The organism is Bacillus sp. 007/AIA-02/001, from assembly GCF_004634455.1.
Taxonomy (GTDB): domain Bacteria; phylum Bacillota; class Bacilli; order Bacillales; family Bacillaceae_G; genus Bacillus_A; species Bacillus_A cereus.
Genome location: NZ_SEIY01000001.1, coordinates 237,671 through 256,626, shown reverse-complemented (window position 1 = coordinate 256,626; position 18,956 = coordinate 237,671). Strand labels below are relative to the sequence as shown.

Genomic DNA, 18,956 nt, shown 5'->3' with positions numbered 1-18,956 from the left:
TATATGTGAAGCCGTCTTTTCCTATTATGGCAGAAAATTAATATAGGCTTTGTACATAATATATATAACAAGTGAATACATGATTATATTGAATACACTTCGTTTTAAAGTTAACTTTCTCTTTAATTTCTTATCTTGTAATCTCAATTCTATTCCATTTGCTATTTTCAACCTACCTACTATTTGAAATAACTCTCTGTAATCATCAGCATTTCCCAATAATACGTATTCCTTATCATTTTTATACTTTATATGCAGAAACTCGCTTCCACCTTTACGGTCTAATATTGTTTTCATATAAGCTACTTCATTCAATACACATACCTTTAAATCAACTTCATTATAATAACGATCCATAAAAAACACATACAACCGTTTATTTGTAACGATTAACACATTATTAATACCGAAGTTCATTGCAAGAACGCCTACCCCTAATGTCATGGCTGTGCCTGTCTGCCAATTTTTCACATGATGATTTTCGGCAAGCATACTATATAAAATCTCTTCGCTTCCCTGTAACTCTTCTTGTACAACCTCATAACAACGTTTCATTAAAATTGTTTTGGTTACAGTTTCTTTTGTACGATCTATTTTCGTTTTATCTATTTTCTCATCATTTCTATAATCATCTACAAAATTATCGCTATACTGTAAGTTATTTAATTCCTGAAGTAACTTTTCTTTATTCATTCCTTTTCCCCCCCAACAGCTTCTTCAATTTCTTTCTCCCTCTTGACAGCCTGCTATATACCGTATCTCGTGTCATACCGAATTCAAGCGCTATTTCTTGTACGCTATATTCATCTAAATACCTTTTTATAAAAATTTTCTTATCTTCTTCATTCAATTCTTTAATTAAAACGTAAAAATTATAATCTCTCTCTTCTTTTGTTAAATTGACATTTTTTCTATCTTCATATCTTTCTTGCTGAAACTCTTGTAATTGATAAGCCTTATTACTTTTTCGTTTATAATCAATGGCTTTAAACTTAGCGACAGATATAAGCCAGTTTCTAAACTTCCCACGATTTTCATCATAACTACTAATGTTGTACCAAACGATTAATAAAATATCGTCAACACATTCATCCACTAACACCTTACTATGTGCCGTATCTAAAATACTATGAACTACCTTATAAATTAAATCTCCATATCGATCAATCGCTGTATGTAATGCTAACATATCTTGTTTTCGAAGACCTTCTACTATTTCTATATCCTTCACCCTTATCACCACTCTTTATCCCATTCTTTATTCATTATATATACGAATGAGCACATTCGTTTCCTGACACTTTTACAAATATTTTCTAATTGTTTTCATATTGTAGCAATGCTTAATTAATTATTTCTTGTGGAACAGGGATTATATTATCTCTCACGAATTTAATCTATGAACAAAAATAGGAGGGATAACTATGTACCAAACAATTGAAGGCTTTTTACAATCATGGACATACGAGGCTGAGTCTACTCAGAAAATGCTTGATTCATTAACCGATGCATCTTTATCACAGGAAATTGCACCTGGGCACTGGACGTTAGGAAGAATTGCTTGGCACATCGTGACGGCAGTTCCTGTGATACTATCTGGCACAGGGCTAAAGTTTGAAGGAGAAACGAAAGATTATCCTGTTCCAACTTCTGCAAAAACAATTGCAGATGAATACCGTAAAGTAAACGCGGCTTTTGTTGAAACACTTCAAAGTAAATGGACTGATAAAGACTTAGCTACTATTAATGACTTCTTTGGTCGCCCTATGCCGAATTCTATATTTTTAATGACACTCATTAATCATCAAAATCACCACCGCGGACAAATGACGGTTTTAATGCGACAAGCTGGCTTAACAGTTCCTGGCGTATATGGCCCCGCAAAAGAAGAATGGGCTGCGGCTGGAATGGAAGCTCCTAAAATGTAACGACAAAAAAGACAAGATGTTTACATATCTTGTCTTTTTCTGTAACTTGTTTCATGTGAAACTATTTTTTCTTAATAGTTGTTTTATGGAAAAGATAGGTTAAAATGAATACATACTATGAAGAGGAGTAACCAAATTGAATACAAAGAATAAAAAAATAGCTATGGGCACTATTTTATTAACTTCTATTATTGGAGTTATTAGTGTATCTCTTTATTTCACCTATTATGGTACCCCTTGGGGAAAACAAGCAGCAATTACGGAATCAAAAGAATATATTACAAAATATTTTAATCTAGATGCAGAAGTCAAAAACACTTCTTACGATGCTAAAATGAATAGCTATGCAATCGCCTTTGAAACAAGTGGAGACGGAGAGTTTACTATCGAATATAAAAGTCCTAATAACTTTAACATTTCTCCAGGAGTGCAAAAGTATTTAAGCACACACTCTAAATTTACAGAGTAGTACCGAAACATACATATACAAAAAAGAGTTGGTGTAACGCCAACTCTTTTTCTTATTCTTTTCATACAGTTATATCTTCCTTCTCTATATTTTTAATGCCGTAATATGCAATCACAACTCCAATTGCCGCCAATGCTAGTTGAAGGGGAAGTAAAGTTGCTGTAGGAAACTCTGGGTTGGTATTCATTGCAATTGAGACAACGATAAGAGATGAAACAATTGTAGTTGGCACTGAACGTTTACGCATTCCGAAATATAATGGGATTAAACTCATCCCCGCAGTTGCAATGGCTAAAGGAACTAGTTTTATTCCTTCTTGCACCAATTGATCTACTGTGAATGAATGAGGAATAATTGAAAAACAACTATCTATCCCAAAGAAAATTCCTACTACTAAAATGTTAGATACAATAACTGTTATAAATGTTACTATCGCTGTAATAGCCAACTTACTAGCCATCATTTTCTTTCGATTAATGGGATAAGAAAACATGAGTAGTATTGTTTTATTTTTATATTCGTCAATTATTAACCTTGCTATTAATACACTACCAAAAATAATAAATGTTGCTCTTACTACTGTACTAGCCATTAACAAAATCATCTGCGGATCTCTTATTTCTGGATCTCCTTCTATTTGTGCAATGAAACTAACAAAGATTAATAATGCCAGTATAATAATATTTGCAATAACTGCTCCCCTCACATACCATCCAAACTTAAACTTCTTCAATTCTAACTTCATAAGACGTAGCATGATATTCCTCCTTCCTCCTTGGACTTAATCAATATAAATGACTCCTGTTTCACTTAAAATCTTCGCTTCATTTTTTGCATCACCAATCGTTCCTACTTTTATTTTGTCTGTATTTTTATCTTTCTTAAGTCCTTTTAAATCCACTATTACGTCAGCCGAATTACTTTTAGCCATAAGCTTCAATGATGCAGGGACACCTTTATACCGTACGCCAATATCACCTGATTTTGTTTCTATAAATAATGATTTTCCTTCTGTCATATCTTTCAGTAATACTTCCCCAGATGTTGATGTGATGTTCATATTTGAGTTACTTACATTTGTTATATAGTTATCACCAGTCGTAGACTTTATATTTAATTCTTGTACTGAACTACCTTTTAAAACTAACTCTCCACTTTGCGATATAAATTCACCTTTCTCGGCTGATAGTCCTGTAATCATTTCATCTCCAGACTTGCCTTTTGTCATGATATTTTTTACTACTATATCTCTTATTTTCACATCACCCGATTTATTATTTACTACAATTTTATCTATTTCTTTCTTCGGAATAGCTATAGATATACTATTTTTCTTCCTAAACGTGAAACCATTAAAAAATCTGTTCATCTTTTGTTTTTGCTTAATCACAATTTTATTTTCATCATTTTCTATTTTGACGGGATCTATCTCTTTATCTGCTTGTTCACCTTGAGCGGAAATTACTATTTTATTAGCGTCTGTATTTTTAAATTCAAGATTCCAGTTTTCATTGTCTACTTCTATTTCTTTTATATTATTTATCTCAAAAGACTTTTCTTTCTTAAAATCTTTCCCCTGAAATACCTTAATACCAAAAACTACACTAGCAATTGTAATGAATAATATTGCAATTACTATCATTTTTTTCACTATTCATACCCCAGTTCGTTTTTGTTTTAAGCTTGCTTCACGCCACATCGATCTTGTCGATTTTACGATATGAAAGATAACTGATGAAAATTCCTAATAAACAGAGCACTATTGGGATAGCTATAAAATTAAACAGACTTACTTGACCGTTTCCAGGACCAAAGTTACTACTAATTAGCATTCCGATTATTACTGCAGAAGTAATTGTTGTGGGTGTCGATTTCTTTCTCATCCCAAAAAATAAAGGAATTAAACTTATACCAGATATCATAAATGCACTTATAAAAGTAGTTGGAACGATAGATATTATTTCACCTATCGTAGCTGGTGTTTCAATCAGTCCCATCATTGGACTCACAAAATATACAAGCAAACTGATACTGAAAGTAGCGATAATCGTGCTCACAAAACAAAAACAAAAAACAATTGTTAATTTCGCTCTCATTAGCATTTTTCGTTGCAATGGGTACATAAATAGTAGTTGCATTGTTTTGTTCTTATACTCATCAATTACTAAACGTGATAAAATGACCGAACTAAAAATAATGAATGTTATCCTAATAAAAGTGTTTATTAAAACCATTTGTTGCGTGAAGTCAAAGAAGAGCACGTCTCCCTCGGCTTTCATTCCCAACGCCATAAGGCTTACTGCAGCGAAAATTGCTATAATACAAATTGCTACCCCTTTAAAGTAACTAGATAATTTATGTTTCTTCCATTCGAGCTTCATTAATCTAAGCATACAAACCACTCCTCCATTCTTTATATAACTGTCTTTATGCTGCTAACATTCTAATTCCAGCAGTAACGAAGCTTAACATTCCTATTACTATTAGAATTAACAACCATTTCCGCTCAGGTTTTCTATAATATAAAATCCCACTTATGAACATTACGATCAATCCACTTAGTAGATTCACTAACAATCCATTAAGCATGAATGCCCTCTCCATCCATTACATTTAAGAAATATTCTTCTAAGGAACTATGTTTCTTATTAATACTTTCAATTTCCACATCGTTCATAATAAGTGCTTTTGAAATGGCCTGCTGAGACGCTAACGTATCATACACACGAATCATGGTTCCACTCATTATTTTGTAGTTTTTTATACCAAGTTTATCTTCTAAAATATAAGCTGCACGTTTCACATCAGGAACAGTGATTTCAATGTACTCTGTTTGTTTTCCGTTAATACTCTTCATTGAAACTTCTTTTATTAGTTTTCCATTTTGAATCACACCAATTGTATCGGCCATTAGTTCCATTTCACCTAAAATATGACTAGAAACTAATAATGTAATGCCATATTCTTTGCAGAGCATTTTAAATAAGTCTCGTAACTCTTTAATACCAATTGGATCTAAACCGTTAATTGGTTCATCTAAAATGAGCAATTCTGGCTTTGTCACGATTGCTCTTGCAATACCGAGTCGTTGTTTCATTCCTAATGAAAAATCTTTTACTTTTTTATTATCTACCCCTTGTAGTTTCACTAAATGTAAAGCATGGTCAATTGCATTTTTATCGTAGTAGCCCATGTATTCACAATGTAGGTCTAAGTTTTCTTTCGCCGTTAATTTATCATAAAAGATTGGGTATTCAATAATTGTCCCCATTCTTTTTAATACTTCATAAGATGTATCTGTTAATTTCTCACCGAAGATTTCAATATCACCACTCGTCGGTTTTATTAAATTTGTAATCATTTTCATAATCGTTGTTTTACCAGCACCGTTTGGTCCTAAAAAACCGTAAATTTCTCCTTTTTTCACATGCATGTTAACACCGGAAATAACTTCTTTCCCTTTAAACACTTTCGTTAACTGGTTTGTTTTTAATATATATGTCATGTTACTTTCCCCTTTCGCAATACTCTATATTTCTATAATAGACAACGGAAATCTCTTTTTTCTTACCCGTTTCTTACAAATTCCTTACGCTGAAAAAAAGCTTGTAGAATCTACTGCTCTACAAGCTAAAACTGTATCTTTGTTAATGCAATTGTAAAAATTGTTTTTTCATACGGTTTACTAGAAAGATGAATTTTTCCGTCCATCGCTTCCACAAGCCGTTTCGTAATCGTTAATCCTAGACCGCTTCCTTGGTACAATCTATTTCTTGAATCTTCAAGTGTGTACATACGCTCAAACACTTTATCAATATGAGATTCATCAATCCCTTTTCCTTTATCCCATACATCTATATACACGCCCGTGTCATCATCTCTTAACGTCATACCGAGTGCCTTTCCATCGTCTCCATATGTAATTGCATTTGATATTAAATTATTCAATACCCTACCTAATACTTCTACATTTCCAAGTGCATATATATTTCTTTCTGGTATATCAATATGAACTTGAAAACCTTTCGACGTCACTAAATCATAAAATGATAAAATCTTCTCGCGGCAAACTTCATTCATATTTATTTTTGTCATTTCAATTGCTTTGTCACCAGATTCTAATTTCGCTAAATCAAAAAACTTATGAATTAATTCCATCACTTCTAGTGTTTTCGTATGCACTTTCTCAAGTAATATTTGTTGTTCTTCTTTATTTATCGTTTTATCCTTATTTAACATTTCTGTATATCCAAGAATAACTGTTAGTGGTGTTTTCAAGTCATGCGAAATATTTGAAAGCATTTTTCTCATCGAAATTTCTACTTTTGCATGATCTGCATTCGTTTTCTGTTTTGCATCTAATAATTGATTAATCGCCACTAATAATTTTTGCAATTCTAGATCATCTGTCATAACGAGTAACGTCTCACCTGTTTTTTCATTTACAATACTTTCTAACTTTTCATATGTGTATCGTAAATTTTTACTACTATTTTTTCTCATTTTATATTGCATATAAATAACACATAACAATATAAAAATAATACCTATTAACAAATTGATCATATTACATCACTTCCAGCTTATAGCCGATGCCCCATAGCGTTTTAATATATTCTGGATTAGATGGATCACTTTCGATTTTCTCACGCAATCTTCTCATATGAACATTAATAACGTTATCGTCACCGTAATACTCTTCATTCCAAACTAACGTATATATTTGCGCTTTCGTAAATACACGATTTTGGTTCTTTACGAATAGCTTTAAAATCTCAAATTCTTTTAAAGTAAGTTTGAGAAGCTTCCCGTTTTTTTCTACAGTAAAATTAATTGGATCAATTGTTAAATCACCAATTTGAATCATTTTTTCTATTGTTTCTGTAGCCGAGTATTTCGTAGACCTCCGAATACCTGCTTTTACACGTGCAGCCAATTCAATCATAGAAAACGGCTTACAAATGTAATCATCTGCTCCAAGTCCTAATCCAACAGCTTTATCAACATCTGTATCTTTTGCCGACATCATTAAAATCGGAACTGCACTTTTTTCTCGAATGATTCGTACAACCTCTAAGCCATCTAGCTTTGGCATCATAATGTCAAGGATAATCAAATCAAATGAACCTTTTAAATATGTGTTCACGCCTTCTTCTCCATCAGACGCAATCGTAACTTGAAAGCCTTCCTTTATTAAATACTTTTCCACCATCTCTTGAATTGAGATATCATCTTCAACTAATAAAATATGATGTGACATATGTCTATCCCCTTTTTACAAACGTTAACAATCCAATTGTATCGTAACTACTACAGACTGGAAACAATTATATGAATTTTCAAACCAACTTCCCTTCCTTCCTTAACAATGATATGATGAAATTCACTACGATTGTTCATAATTAACTTTATATAAAGGAGACTTATCATGTCAGAAAACAAAAAAGTAAGCTTAGCTGATTTAATGCGTGAACAACTTGCTAAGAAAAAGCAAGGAAATGGAAATGGTCAAAATGCAAAAAATCAAAGCCAAGAAACAAAAAAATTACAAAACCAACAAACAAAGAAAACAAACAACCAACGTAGACGTACAGGTGTATAAATGAACGGACAAAAACGTTCTAATATCGCCCCCGGTCTTGAAGTTGATATTGTATTAAAACAAGATCAACGAACAGGCAAATTAACACGTGGAATTGTAAAAGATATTTTAACAAACTCCCCTTCCCATCCGCATGGCATTAAAGTGCGATTGCAGGACGGACAAGTCGGTAGAGTACAAAATATCGTTCAATAAGAAAAGGAGCTCAAGTAAACTCGAGCTCCTTTTCTTTATTAACCTTTAATTTTCTCGATGAAAACTACTTTTAAGTAGTCTCCTTCTTTAAATTGATCAATGGTACGGAAATCTCCTGGTAAAGAATGTTCTTCTAATATTTTATATTTGCCATTCATTTCTTTAAAGGCTGTATCGATAAAGCCTTTAAACTTTTTCATATCGAATGCGCTACAGTTTGTAGAAGCAACGATAATACCGTTATTTTCTGTAATAGCAATTGTTTCTTTTAATAAATTTTTATAATCTTTTGCTGCACTAAATGTATATTTTTTTGAGCGTGCAAAGCTTGGAGGATCAAGTACGACCATATCAAATTTCATTTTTTTCTTCGCTGCATATTTGAAGTAAAGAAATACATCTTCTACAATAATATCTTGCGCTTCATAATCAACTTCATTTACACTAAACTGCTCAATCGTTTTACTTAAACTACGATTTGCAAGGTCAACACTCGTCGTTTTACTCGCTCCGCCAAGAGCTGCAAATACAGAGAAAGCACCTGTATAAGAGAACATATTTAACACTGTTCTTCCTTTTGCATATTTATCACGAATTTGTTTTCGAACGTTACGTTGATCTAAAAATACCCCAACCATTGCCCCATCATTTAAATAAACCGCAAAGTTTACACCGTTCTCTTTTACGATAAGTGGGAACTCGCCGCGCTCTCCTGCTACGAAATCATCCCCCTCAATATATTTCCCTTTCGTATCAAAACGCTTTTTCTCATAAATACCTTTAAAGTTTGCTACTTTTTGAAGAGCGGCTATAATCTCATCTCTGAAAGTATAAATCCCTTCACTATACCAACTTACTACATAATAGCCATCATAATAATTGATAATTAGTCCTCCAAGACCATCACCTTCACCATTCACCACACGGAATGCTGTCGTATCACTTGATTTGTAAAATTGCTTTCGTTTATGTAAGGCAGATTTGATTTTACTTTCAAAGAAAGATTGATTAATTTGTTCACTCTCTTTTCTCGTTAAAATCCAGCCGTACCCTTTATTTTGTTTTCCATAATAGCCTTTTCCGATAAATTGGTTCTTCTCATCTACTACTTTAATGATTGTTCCTTCTTCACGAACATCATTTAAATTTTGAATCGCATCTTTTAAAATAAGCGGATATCCACTTTTAATTTCTTTTATAAATTTCGGTTTTATTTTTACAGTTACTTCTGATCGCATATAATAACTTCCTTTCCATTTGCATGCTTTCTCTACAGGAAGCATTTAAAAAACGAGACTGAAAAAACAGCCTCGTTTCACTATACCATATTATTGCTTTGCTAGTACAACTCGCTCATTCTCTCGCTTAACTGCCACATATTTACTACATTTTGAACTGGAAATCTTACTGTCCAATATAATATAAAAAACTTTTATATTTCACATTTAGCATTGACAATGATAATGATTTTCATTATCATTTAATGTATATGAGTTCTCGAAAATAAAGGCTATATTTATAGGAGGAATAAACATGATTATCGTTACAAATACAGCTAAAATTACAAAGGGAAATGGACATAAATTAATTGAGCGTTTTAATAAAGTAGGTAAAGTTGAAACGATGCCAGGCTTTTTAGGTCTAGAAGTTCTTTTAACGCAAAATACAGTTGATTATGATGAAGTAACAATTAGCACTCGCTGGAATGCAAAAGAAGATTTCCAAGGTTGGACAAAGAGCGCTGCATTTAAAGATGCTCACTCACATCAAGGCGGAATGCCAGAATATATTCTTGATAATAAAATTGCTTACTATGATGTAAAAGTTGTACGTATGCCAATGGCTGCAGCACAGTAAAAACAGTCCTTTTTTAAAGTATAGAATATGAGAAGCGTTATCTATCACTTCTCATATTCTATACTTTTTTCTTTAATTTCTTTTTATTAATTTTGCGTGTACAACTAGCCTTCCAGCCTCTGGATCAAGCGCATAGTCACAAGTAGAAAGTGTTACGATTTCATCATTAGCCGTCAATTCCGTATCCGTTTTGTACAGTGATTTTTCTTGAATTTCCTTTAAGAACGATGTATATGCTGCATCATTTTCAAAATCCGTTTCAATGTAATAAAAGTCCGTTGTTGTCGTGTATACTGAAAAAACTTCCACGTCGTATCCTTCAAATAATGTATCGTAATATAATTTACGATGAGACATAAAAAAGTCTTCTTCCAACATCTTTTTTAAACTACCAAACATAGAACCGTCTTTCATACGATGGCCATATAAAATCGTATTTCGATTTTGAGATTTCACATCATTACGATGGTCCATAAAAATGCTTCCCGCTCTCATATCTTCACCTTTATAATTACGAAATAAATAGTAATCATTATCTTTTGCTTGAACGATTGGATAATTAATTTGTGTATCATCCATCGTAATCCATCCGACTATCTCTGGATTAATTTTCTGGAGATCCTGAAACTGTTTACGTACCTCTCCATCTTCTGATTTTTCTTCCATTGGACTTCTTTTATAAATATGTTGTGCCTCAGCCATTACTTTACGATTTTCATAATAATCCATGAAAATCCCGCCCAACTCATACATTGAATAGAAAAAGATTCCTAAAAACACAATTGTAAGTATGCGTTGAAAAAAAGAATTCTTTTTCCGTCCTTTCTTACTATTCAAATTATCACCTCAAAACGGATTATGCTCAGCCTTTAGATTCCCATAGGTACCATGTACAATCCGGTATCTTCATCCTGCTTTACAATGACATCTACACCATATATTGCTTTAATCATTTCTTCTGTTATTACATCATTAGGATTACCTTTCGTAATGATTTCTCCATCTTTCATAACGATAATATGGTCGCTATAACGAATGGCTTGATTAATATCATGTAATACCATTACAATCGTTAGTCCATGCACGTCATTTAACTCTTTCACTAACTCTAATATTTCTAGCTGATAGTAAATATCTAAATATGTGGTCGGCTCATCTAAGAAGAGCATTGGTGTATTTTGAGCTAATGTCATTGCGATCCAAACTCGCTGCCTCTCTCCACCAGATAAAGCATAAATTGGCTTATCACGCTTACTTTGTAAATTCGTACATACTAGCGCACGCTCAATCGCTTCTCTATCTTCATCTGTTTGCGGAGAGAATATATTTTTATATGGCATACGCCCGAAGCTTATTAGCTTTTCCACTGTAATATCTGCTGGAGCCTCATTTTGTTGATGGACAACCGCTAGTTTTCTAGCAAACTCTTTCGGTTTATATTCACTAATCGCTTTCCCATCAAGTATTACTTCTCCACTGCTAGGAGCGTGGTTTCTAGACATGACACTAAGTAATGTTGATTTCCCACATCCATTCGGTCCAATGATTGTTGTAATTTTCCCAATTTCTATTTCACTACTAACAGACTTTAATCGATTTGTTACGTTATCGTATGAAAAGGTTACATTTTTAATTTCCATGAACTTTATCACTCTTTCTAAGCAAGAATATTAAGAATGGACCACCAATAACCGCCATAATTGTTGCTGCTGGAATTTCGTTAGGTGGCACAATTAACCTTCCAATCGTATCTGCCGTCAAAATTAATAACGCCCCTGCAAGAGCAGAAAATGGAATTAATACTTTATGGTCTGAACCGACTAATTGTCTTGAAATATGCGGAACTAGTAATCCTACGAAAGCAATAACACCTGCAATCGCTGTTGATACTGCCGCTAAGAGTACTGCAATGGCAGAAATAATAAGACGAACTCTCGTCACGTGCAAGCCTAAGTTTTTCGCAGTCTTATCTTGTAGCGATAATAAGTTACACCAAGCTCCTACGAACAGAGCAAGAATAAGACCAATCGTTCCATAAGTCACCATTATTTCTACATCGCCCCACGTCTTCATTGTTATGTTAGAAGTCGTCGTTTGCTTAATACTCTTAATAAAATACCCACAAATCGTAACGAATGATTCATTTAACCCAGTAAACATTGCATTAATGGCAATACCAATTAAAATAATGCGAAGCGGGCTTAATCCTGACTTCCATGAAAACGAATAAACGAGATAACACGCAAACGCACCACCTAAAAAGGCGAATACGGGTGTCCAGAAAAAGAATTGCGGGAACAACGTAATAATAACGAGTGTCATAAAACTAGCTCCTGAAGATATACCGATTACCCCAGCATCAGCGAGTGGATTTTTCATAACAGCTTGAAAAAGCACACCTGAAACAGCGAGAGCCGCTCCAGTGAACAACGCAATAATAATACGCGGAAAACGTAAATCTTTAATGACTTCAACATCTTCATTTCCACCTGTAAATATCCCTTGTACAAGTTCAACAATACCTACTTCTAAACTACCTTTCATCGCTGACAATGATGTCATAACAATAAGCAATGCAGTAACAATGAGGAAACTCCAAGTTTTTTTATTCATTCTACTCTTCCTTTATATTAAAATGCATCACGGATACATCATTTTTTTCAATTCATCTAATGCTTCAATTGCTGCTAAATTACCTGTCGTTCCAAATAAACGCTCTTCTAAATCGTAAACACGGTTATTTTTAACCGCAGCAAAGTGTTTCCAAATATCATTTGTTTTAAATTCTTTATCAAACATTTTTACAACTTCATCAGGCATACCATGAGCTGCTCGTAAAATAATATCTGGATCAGCTTTCTTTAAATACTCTGTATTAGAAGCTAAATATTCTACTTGTTCACCTTGCACAATATTTTTACCACCTAGTTGTTTCACTAAATCTCCAATATAAGAATGCTCTGTTGCTACTAAATAACTTCCCGGCACACCTAATAAAATAAGCACTGTCGGTTCTTTCTTTCCTTTTACTTCTTTTTGAATGCTAGCAACCTTTTTATCTAATTTAGTTACTACTGCTTCGGCCTGTTTTTCACGCCCATATTTCTTACCTAAATCGCTAATAGAACTTTGCATATTTTTCAAACTCGTTAAATCTAAAAAGTTTGCTTTCATACCCACACCATCAAAAACTGGCTTTAATTCATATTCAAGTGTTGTCACAGATAACACTTCTGAAGGCTTTAATGACTTTACCTTTTCCATATCTGGACTCATTGGATTCCCAACTTCAGGTAAACCTTTATATCGCTTCGGTAAAGTTTTAGAACTTGTTGGAACGCCGACTAAATCTACTTCTAACGCATCCATAATTTCAGTAACAGCCACTGTTGTTGCAACAACGTGCTCTTTACTTTCACTCTTTACCTGCTTTGCTGATTCTTTTTTTGGTGATGAGCACCCGGCTATACCCATTAACAAAATGATAGCCATTAGTACACTTGCAATTTTCTTCACTCTCAATCACCACTCCTTTCCATACAATATGAAACAAGTCTTGATGCACGCGAACATGCATCAAGACTCCAAAAATTACAATCTACCTGCTCTATATTTACGAACTAGTAAAGCAAGTGAACCTAGCAGTAACACCATGTATAAACCAAGTTGTGCTGTATCTGCAGTTTTTGAGTTTTTCTCTTTTTTTGAATCATTTTTTGTATCTTCTTTTTTCTTCTGACCATCTGCATTTCGGTTAAAATCAGGAGTACCTACTGTTTTTACATTATCTACTTTCGGTGTAGTCAATGGATTTTTCGGTTCATTTTTCGGTTCCTCTTTAATAGTTCCTAACGCGCCGATATTATTTGTATCAAATTGAATTTGTACATCGTAGAAATGATGGTAGTTCATCTCATCGATGTCTACCTTTACTTTTGCGTTTAATTTTTTAAATAGATCTTCTACTTCAAACTGTACTACTCGCGTATTTGCATTTTTATCTTCGCTTACTACTTTCGCATCAGCGAATAGTTCATTGTTTTCCGCTTGGAATTTCGTAATCCACGCACTATTTTTCAGCGTCATCTCAATATATTTTTTACCATCTTTTACGATTAATTTCGCTGGATTTACAACATAGTCATTCATCTTTGAAATCTCATCTGTTTTATCTTTTAATACTTTAAATGTAATATCATATTGGCCATCTACTAAATTTTTCGGATCAACTATTACTCTCGGTTTATTATTTTCACCTTGGTTATTGTTTCCACCTTGGTTGTCGTTTCCACCTTGGTTGTCGTTTCCGCCTTGGTTGTCGTTTCCGCCTTGGTTGTCGTTTCCGCCTTGGTTGTTGTTTCCGCCTTGGCTATCTAACGGCTTAATGCTACCTTTATCAAATGCAAATTGAATATCGTAAAAATGGTGATAATTCATTGAATCGATATCTACTTTTACTTTTGCATTTAACTTTTTTGATAAATCTGGTACTTCTACTTCCACTACGCGTGTATCAGCTTTTTTATCTTCACTTATTACATGTGCATCAACAAACGAACCATTTTTCTCAAATTCAAATTTTGTAATCCAAGAACTGTTCGTTAACGTAAATGATACATACTTCTTACCATCTTTTACTTTTAGCACACCTGGACTTTTTGTATATGTGTTCATCATTGAAATTTCGTCTGTTTGATCTTTTAATGCTTTGAAATTGATGCTGTATTCACCATCTTTAATTGTTTCAGCATCTGGTTTTTTATTTTCATCTGGTTTTTCTACTTGTGGTTTTTCTACTTCCGGTTTTTCTGCTTCTGGTTTTTCTACTTCCGGTTTTTCTACTTCCGGTTTTTCTGCTTCTGGTTTTTCTGCTTCTGGTTGTTTCTCTTCATTTTTAATTTGTTCAAGTTTATCTTGTTCAAATAAAAGTTGTACATCATGCGTTTGCTTATAATTTCTTGATGCCATTTCGATAAATACTTTTGTATTTAGTTTTTTAGATAAATCGTTTACTTCAAACTCTACTACTCTTGTATCTTTTTCCGTATCCTCACTTACTACTTTTGCATCAACAAATGTGCCATCTTTTTCCGTTTGAAAATTTTTAATTAATGAGCTACTTTTTAATGTTACAATTGCTTTTTTCTTACCGTTTTCTACTTTTAATACTCCTGGATTTACCATGTAAGTATTCATCTTAGATTCTTCATCTGTTTGATCTTTTAACACTTTAAATGGAATGCTGTACGCACCATCTGTAATTGTGTTAGAATTTGGTTGTTGATCTGGGTCAGGCTTTTGGTCGGGCTTCTGACTTGGATCCGGTTTTTCATTTGGATCTGGCTTATTAGCTGGGTCCTCTTTTTCATTTGGTTGTTCCACATGAATTGGTGTAATACTATTTTGATCAAATGCAATACGAACGTCGTACTCATGATGATAATTTAAAAAATCAATATCTACTTTTACTTTTGCATTTAATACCTTCTCTACATCTTCTACATCAAATTCTACTACTCTTGTATCTTTTTCTTTATCTTCACTAATTACATTTGTCGCAACTAGCTTACCTGCTTTTTCTGTTTCAAACTTCGTAATCCATGAACTATTCGTTAATGTAAAGGATACTTTCTTTTTCCCATCCTTCACTTTTAAAGTCCCTGGGCTTACTGAATATTGATTCATCATCGATTCTTCATCTGATGTATCTTTTAAAACTTTGAACCCAATTGAATATTCACCGTCAGCCAACTTGGTAGCTGCTTGAACTGCAAGTGGTTGTAATGTTGATACGAATGTAAATATCATTAAAAACATAGCAACAATAATTTTTGTATACCTGTTCAATGGAACGACTCTCCCTTTTGAAAATTATTTAATACTGCTCCCATCAAATACAAAGCGAATATCATATGAAGCATTATAATTAATAATTGGAATATTAATTTTCACCTTTCCATTTAGTTTTTTTGACAAGTCAGCAACTTCAAATTCTACTACTCTAGTATTATCTTTTTTGTTTTCACTTAACACGTTTGTTTCTACAAATTGACCATCTTTTTCTACTTGGAAACTTTTAATAGAAGCACTATCTTTCACTTTAAATGAAACATATTGTTTTCCATTTTTAACTGTTAATGTTGCTGGGCTTTCAAAATAACTATTCATTCTAGACGATTCATCTTTATCGCCTTTCCATACAGTAAAAGCAATATTATATTTTCCATCAGCTAGTTTTGTAGCAGCCTTTGCATCTTGTAAACCTAGTGTTGCGATAAACGTAAATAAAACAGCAAATACGGCAATAATCATTTTAAATTGTTTAAACATATATTCATCACCCTTCAAAAGATTTATTTACTCAACTTCACTTTACGAATTAAGAAAGCACCTGAAATAAGAATTAACGCTACAAACAATCCAATACGTGCTTCATCGCCTGTTTTTGGGTTATCTGTTTTTTCAGCTTTTCCATTTTCATTTTTTGTTTCTTTGTTCACTTCTTTAGCTGTTTCCTTACTCTCTACTTTTGTTTTCTCTTCTTTTACTTGTGTATCTGTTTTCGCTTGATCATTATTTTTTGTTGTAGCAGCTACGCCGTTATCGCCACCTACAGCTTTTACATTTGCATCAAATGCAAAACGAATTGTGTAGTGATGGTCATAGTTTGCATTTGGTACAACAACATGAATTTTTACAGCTGCCGGTTTGGATAAATCATCTACTTTAAACTCTACTGTTCTTTTATCTGCCGATTCATCTTTACTAACAACTTTCGCATCAACAAAATTCCCGTTCTCTGGTGCTTTAAATTCTGTAATCCAAGCACTATGATTCATCGGAACTTGTACTCTCATCTCACCGTTTTTCACTATTAATTTTGCTGGCTTTTCAAAATAGTCATTTGCCATTGAAGCTGAATCATTTTCCGCTTTTTGAATTACGTAATTAATATCGTAAGTACCATCAGCTAGTTTTGCTGATGCATTCCCGTATGGCATTACAAGAAAAGCTAACATACATACGAACGTTATAATAAAAGCGGGTAATACAGAAACCTTTTTCATTTTTCTTGTTTCCTCCTTGGTTATCTTTCATTTCACTTTTTGAAAATGATAATTATTCTCAATTTATAAGAAAAAAATAATCTCTTCTACCTATTATTTAATTAGCATTCTTTTATGTAACATAAGTATTATTGATTATCATTCTCATTTAATATTAAAAATAATATCTCACCCTATTCCTTATACGAAGGCATAGAAACTGAGAAAAAATGATAAAACGCATTTATTGATTATCATTCTCAATTCAAATCAAAAAAAATAAACTATCTCTTCTCCTCTTCTTTCACCTCTTCCCACAACAACACTATAGTTATAGAAACCCCTTTTCCCTCACTTCCCTTCCAATATTTCCACAACTAAGTCAATCTTAGCCTACTCATAATTTTTTTGTCAACTATATTACGTATAAAATTTTTAATATCTGAATTTCTCTATATGCGGCTTTTTTTACAAAAAAAGAGACTTTCTATAATAGAAAGCCTCTTTTCTCTATTTTTCTACAGCAATTTCCTGCTTTTGAAACTTAGAAACTATATAACCAAATCCTATACCGATTATGCCTGGAACTAACCAACCAATTCCTACACTATATAATGGAATCTTATCTAAAATAGGTGCTAGCGCTGCAATTTGAAGGTTTGCATTGTGTAATCCATCAAAGAAACTTATTGCAAATGCTCCTACAATCCCGCCCACATACATCGCTAATGGAAGACGAACGTAGTTTTCAACAAGTGATAATACGATAAGTACGATTCCAATTGGATAAATTGCGATTAAGATTGGTAATGCTAATGCATTTAACTGAGTTAACCCAAGATTTGCTACCATAAATGCTAATACACAGAAAATGAAAACGACTTTTTGATAAGAAAGCTTTGGTAATAAGGAAGAGAAGTAATCACCACAAGCTGCAACAATACCTACAGAAGTTGTTAAACATGCTGCTGTAATTGCGATCCCTAGTAATAAAGTTCCGTAGCTACCAAATAAATGATTCACGACATTTGTTAAAATAATTCCTCCGTTTGCGCCCATTCCAAGTGACACACTAGAAGCTCCAAGATAAGCAAGTGCTAAATACACAAGTAGTAGACCAAGCGCTGCAATAAATCCTGCAAAGATTGTTACTTTTGCAATACTGTTTTTATTTGTAATTCCTTTTTCTTTTAACGCATGAATTACAACATTTCCGAATACCAGTGCTGCAAGTCCATCTAAAGTTAAATATCCATCAATAAATCCTTTAAAGAGAGGAGCACTATACGCTTCTGTCGGTGCACCAAATTCTCCAATTGGTGTAATAAGTGCTTTACCTACGATAATTGCAATAACAGCTAATAATATTGGAGTTAGCACCTTACCAATACGACCCACTAATTTCGAAGGATTTAAAGCTAAATAGAAAGTGACTGCAAAGAAAATAAGTGTAAAGATAACAAGTGGATATGACTGACCAGCTATCTCACTTGGTAAAAACGGTGCAACACTCATCTCATAAGCTACTGTTCCTGTACGCGGCACACTTACGAATACGCCTAAACATAAATAAATTGCAGTGATAAAAACAAGTGCGAATATAGGATGTACACGTCCTGCTAGCTCATTAATATCTCCCTTTAAAGCTATAACAATTACTCCTAATAAAGGTAGTCCAACGCCTGTTACGATAAAACCAAACAGCGCGATCCATACGTCCGTTCCAGCACCTTGCCCTAACGCTGGTGGAAAAATCATATTACCTGCACCAAAAAACAGTGCAAATAACATTAAACTTATTGCAAACATCTCCGAAAACTTTAAAGATGATTTCATTTCTACTAACCTCCTAAAATAAT

23 protein-coding genes are annotated in these 18,956 nt (G+C 33.2%); 5 read left to right on the top strand and 18 right to left on the bottom strand.

The window, feature by feature from the left end:
• Positions 1 to 24 precede the first annotated feature (24 nt).
• Together ES895_RS01375 and ES895_RS01370 are read right to left on the bottom strand one after the other, a co-directional pair.
• Positions 25 to 693, bottom strand: coding sequence for a hypothetical protein (locus ES895_RS01375; protein ID WP_001031138.1), 669 nt, complete (start codon positions 691 to 693; stop codon positions 25 to 27).
• Complete coding sequence (locus ES895_RS01370; RefSeq protein WP_000651615.1) at positions 686 to 1,231, bottom strand: sigma-70 family RNA polymerase sigma factor; 546 nt, start codon at positions 1,229 to 1,231, stop codon at positions 686 to 688. The genes ES895_RS01375 and ES895_RS01370 overlap by 8 nt, the downstream gene beginning before the upstream one ends.
• 193 nt (positions 1,232 to 1,424) lie before the next feature.
• On the opposite strand from ES895_RS01370, the gene ES895_RS01365 reads away from it, so the two are divergent.
• On the top strand, positions 1,425 to 1,928 hold the full coding sequence (locus tag ES895_RS01365) for a DinB family protein (RefSeq protein WP_000284977.1): 504 nt from the start codon (positions 1,425 to 1,427) through the stop codon (positions 1,926 to 1,928).
• Between the two features lie 136 nt (positions 1,929 to 2,064).
• Entirely contained in the window at positions 2,065 to 2,397 is a 333-nt protein-coding gene (locus ES895_RS01360) for a YfjL-like protein (protein ID WP_001093293.1), read from the top strand.
• Between the two features lie 61 nt (positions 2,398 to 2,458).
• Here ES895_RS01360 and ES895_RS01355 read toward each other — a convergent pair whose 3' ends face one another.
• The 7 genes from ES895_RS01355 to ES895_RS01330 form a co-directional block, all read right to left on the bottom strand.
• Positions 2,459 to 3,154, bottom strand: a complete 696-nt coding sequence (locus ES895_RS01355; protein WP_000945178.1) for an ABC transporter permease — start codon at positions 3,152 to 3,154, stop codon at positions 2,459 to 2,461.
• 24 nt (positions 3,155 to 3,178) lie between these two features.
• The gene (locus tag ES895_RS01350; RefSeq protein WP_000738286.1) at positions 3,179 to 4,048 is read right to left on the bottom strand and encodes a DUF4097 family beta strand repeat-containing protein; all 870 of its coding nucleotides are present in this window, start codon (positions 4,046 to 4,048) and stop codon (positions 3,179 to 3,181) included.
• Between the two features lie 37 nt (positions 4,049 to 4,085).
• Entirely contained in the window at positions 4,086 to 4,790 is a 705-nt protein-coding gene (locus tag ES895_RS01345; protein ID WP_000945211.1) for an ABC transporter permease, read from the bottom strand.
• Positions 4,791 to 4,824: 34 nt separating this feature from the next.
• Complete coding sequence (locus ES895_RS29135; protein ID WP_000931763.1) at positions 4,825 to 4,986, bottom strand: hypothetical protein; 162 nt, start codon at positions 4,984 to 4,986, stop codon at positions 4,825 to 4,827.
• Positions 4,979 to 5,902, bottom strand: coding sequence for an ABC transporter ATP-binding protein (locus tag ES895_RS01340; protein ID WP_000221066.1), 924 nt, complete (start codon positions 5,900 to 5,902; stop codon positions 4,979 to 4,981). Before ES895_RS01340 ends, ES895_RS29135 begins: the two co-directional genes overlap by 8 nt.
• 125 nt (positions 5,903 to 6,027) lie before the next feature.
• Positions 6,028 to 6,963 carry a HAMP domain-containing histidine kinase gene (locus tag ES895_RS01335; RefSeq protein ID WP_000609139.1) on the bottom strand — a complete coding sequence of 312 codons (936 nt, stop codon included), beginning with the start codon at positions 6,961 to 6,963 and terminating at the stop codon, positions 6,028 to 6,030.
• 1 nt (position 6,964) lies between these two features.
• Positions 6,965 to 7,657 (bottom strand): response regulator transcription factor, encoded by a 693-nt coding sequence (locus tag ES895_RS01330; protein ID WP_000018028.1) that lies wholly within the window; start codon positions 7,655 to 7,657, stop codon positions 6,965 to 6,967.
• Positions 7,658 to 7,825: 168 nt separating this feature from the next.
• Here ES895_RS01330 and ES895_RS29130 point away from each other — a divergent pair, with 168 nt between their 5' ends.
• Together ES895_RS29130 and ES895_RS01325 are read left to right on the top strand one after the other, a co-directional pair.
• Positions 7,826 to 7,999: a hypothetical protein gene (locus ES895_RS29130; protein ID WP_001293578.1), complete on the top strand. Its 174-nt coding sequence runs from the start codon at positions 7,826 to 7,828 to the stop codon at positions 7,997 to 7,999.
• Entirely contained in the window at positions 8,000 to 8,194 is a 195-nt protein-coding gene (locus ES895_RS01325; protein WP_001014310.1) for a YwbE family protein, read from the top strand. It begins immediately after the preceding gene.
• 38 nt (positions 8,195 to 8,232) lie between these two features.
• Here ES895_RS01325 and ES895_RS01320 read toward each other — a convergent pair whose 3' ends face one another.
• On the bottom strand, positions 8,233 to 9,432 hold the full coding sequence (locus ES895_RS01320) for a class I SAM-dependent rRNA methyltransferase (RefSeq protein ID WP_135238139.1): 1,200 nt from the start codon (positions 9,430 to 9,432) through the stop codon (positions 8,233 to 8,235).
• Between the two features lie 295 nt (positions 9,433 to 9,727).
• Between ES895_RS01320 and isdG the strand changes: the two genes are divergently transcribed.
• Positions 9,728 to 10,051 (top strand): heme oxygenase, encoded by a 324-nt coding sequence (isdG, locus tag ES895_RS01315; RefSeq protein ID WP_000587818.1) that lies wholly within the window; start codon positions 9,728 to 9,730, stop codon positions 10,049 to 10,051.
• A 72-nt stretch (positions 10,052 to 10,123) separates the two neighbouring features.
• Here the strand turns inward: isdG and srtB are convergent, their stop codons facing one another.
• The 8 genes from srtB to brnQ6 all read right to left on the bottom strand — a co-directional run bounded on the left by srtB (position 10,124) and on the right by brnQ6 (position 18,933).
• A complete protein-coding gene (gene srtB, locus ES895_RS01310) occupies positions 10,124 to 10,888 on the bottom strand; it encodes a class B sortase (protein WP_001086124.1) in 765 nt (254 codons plus the stop codon).
• Positions 10,889 to 10,920: 32 nt separating this feature from the next.
• Complete coding sequence (locus ES895_RS01305; protein WP_135238138.1) at positions 10,921 to 11,691, bottom strand: ABC transporter ATP-binding protein; 771 nt, start codon at positions 11,689 to 11,691, stop codon at positions 10,921 to 10,923.
• On the bottom strand, positions 11,681 to 12,664 hold the full coding sequence (locus ES895_RS01300) for a FecCD family ABC transporter permease (RefSeq protein WP_001036841.1): 984 nt from the start codon (positions 12,662 to 12,664) through the stop codon (positions 11,681 to 11,683). The genes ES895_RS01305 and ES895_RS01300 overlap by 11 nt, the downstream gene beginning before the upstream one ends.
• Positions 12,665 to 12,691: 27 nt before the next feature.
• A complete protein-coding gene (gene isdE, locus ES895_RS01295; protein WP_002101379.1) occupies positions 12,692 to 13,573 on the bottom strand; it encodes a heme ABC transporter substrate-binding protein IsdE in 882 nt (293 codons plus the stop codon).
• Between the two features lie 69 nt (positions 13,574 to 13,642).
• The gene (locus ES895_RS01290) at positions 13,643 to 15,898 is read right to left on the bottom strand and encodes an NEAT domain-containing protein (protein WP_135238137.1); all 2,256 of its coding nucleotides are present in this window, start codon (positions 15,896 to 15,898) and stop codon (positions 13,643 to 13,645) included.
• A gap of 24 nt (positions 15,899 to 15,922) precedes the next feature.
• Positions 15,923 to 16,381: an NEAT domain-containing protein gene (locus ES895_RS01285; RefSeq protein ID WP_000476163.1), complete on the bottom strand. Its 459-nt coding sequence runs from the start codon at positions 16,379 to 16,381 to the stop codon at positions 15,923 to 15,925.
• Between the two features lie 23 nt (positions 16,382 to 16,404).
• Entirely contained in the window at positions 16,405 to 17,118 is a 714-nt protein-coding gene (gene isdC, locus ES895_RS01280) for a heme uptake protein IsdC (protein ID WP_000757952.1), read from the bottom strand.
• 489 nt (positions 17,119 to 17,607) lie between these two features.
• Positions 17,608 to 18,933 carry a branched-chain amino acid transport system II carrier protein BrnQ6 gene (brnQ6, locus tag ES895_RS01275; RefSeq protein ID WP_000842650.1) on the bottom strand — a complete coding sequence of 442 codons (1,326 nt, stop codon included), beginning with the start codon at positions 18,931 to 18,933 and terminating at the stop codon, positions 17,608 to 17,610.
• Between the last annotated feature and the right edge of the window lie 23 nt (positions 18,934 to 18,956).

Coding starts and splice junctions, on each gene's coding strand:
- ES895_RS01330 (WP_000018028.1), bottom strand. CDS start 7,657: ATGTCACATCATATTTTATTAGTTGAAGATGATATCTCAATTCAAGAG.
- brnQ6 (WP_000842650.1), bottom strand. CDS start 18,933: ATGAAATCATCTTTAAAGTTTTCGGAGATGTTTGCAATAAGTTTAATG.
- isdC (WP_000757952.1), bottom strand. CDS start 17,118: ATGAAAAAGGTTTCTGTATTACCCGCTTTTATTATAACGTTCGTATGT.
- ES895_RS01340 (WP_000221066.1), bottom strand. CDS start 5,902: ATGACATATATATTAAAAACAAACCAGTTAACGAAAGTGTTTAAAGGG.
- ES895_RS01365 (WP_000284977.1), top strand. CDS start 1,425: ATGTACCAAACAATTGAAGGCTTTTTACAATCATGGACATACGAGGCT.
- ES895_RS01285 (WP_000476163.1), bottom strand. CDS start 16,381: ATGTTTAAACAATTTAAAATGATTATTGCCGTATTTGCTGTTTTATTT.
- ES895_RS29135 (WP_000931763.1), bottom strand. CDS start 4,986: ATGCTTAATGGATTGTTAGTGAATCTACTAAGTGGATTGATCGTAATG.
- ES895_RS01345 (WP_000945211.1), bottom strand. CDS start 4,790: ATGCTTAGATTAATGAAGCTCGAATGGAAGAAACATAAATTATCTAGT.
- ES895_RS29130 (WP_001293578.1), top strand. CDS start 7,826: ATGTCAGAAAACAAAAAAGTAAGCTTAGCTGATTTAATGCGTGAACAA.
- ES895_RS01325 (WP_001014310.1), top strand. CDS start 8,000: ATGAACGGACAAAAACGTTCTAATATCGCCCCCGGTCTTGAAGTTGAT.
- isdG (WP_000587818.1), top strand. CDS start 9,728: ATGATTATCGTTACAAATACAGCTAAAATTACAAAGGGAAATGGACAT.
- ES895_RS01300 (WP_001036841.1), bottom strand. CDS start 12,664: ATGAATAAAAAAACTTGGAGTTTCCTCATTGTTACTGCATTGCTTATT.
- ES895_RS01305 (WP_135238138.1), bottom strand. CDS start 11,691: ATGGAAATTAAAAATGTAACCTTTTCATACGATAACGTAACAAATCGA.
- ES895_RS01335 (WP_000609139.1), bottom strand. CDS start 6,963: ATGATCAATTTGTTAATAGGTATTATTTTTATATTGTTATGTGTTATT.
- ES895_RS01355 (WP_000945178.1), bottom strand. CDS start 3,154: ATGCTACGTCTTATGAAGTTAGAATTGAAGAAGTTTAAGTTTGGATGG.
- ES895_RS01375 (WP_001031138.1), bottom strand. CDS start 693: ATGAATAAAGAAAAGTTACTTCAGGAATTAAATAACTTACAGTATAGC.
- ES895_RS01320 (WP_135238139.1), bottom strand. CDS start 9,432: ATGCGATCAGAAGTAACTGTAAAAATAAAACCGAAATTTATAAAAGAA.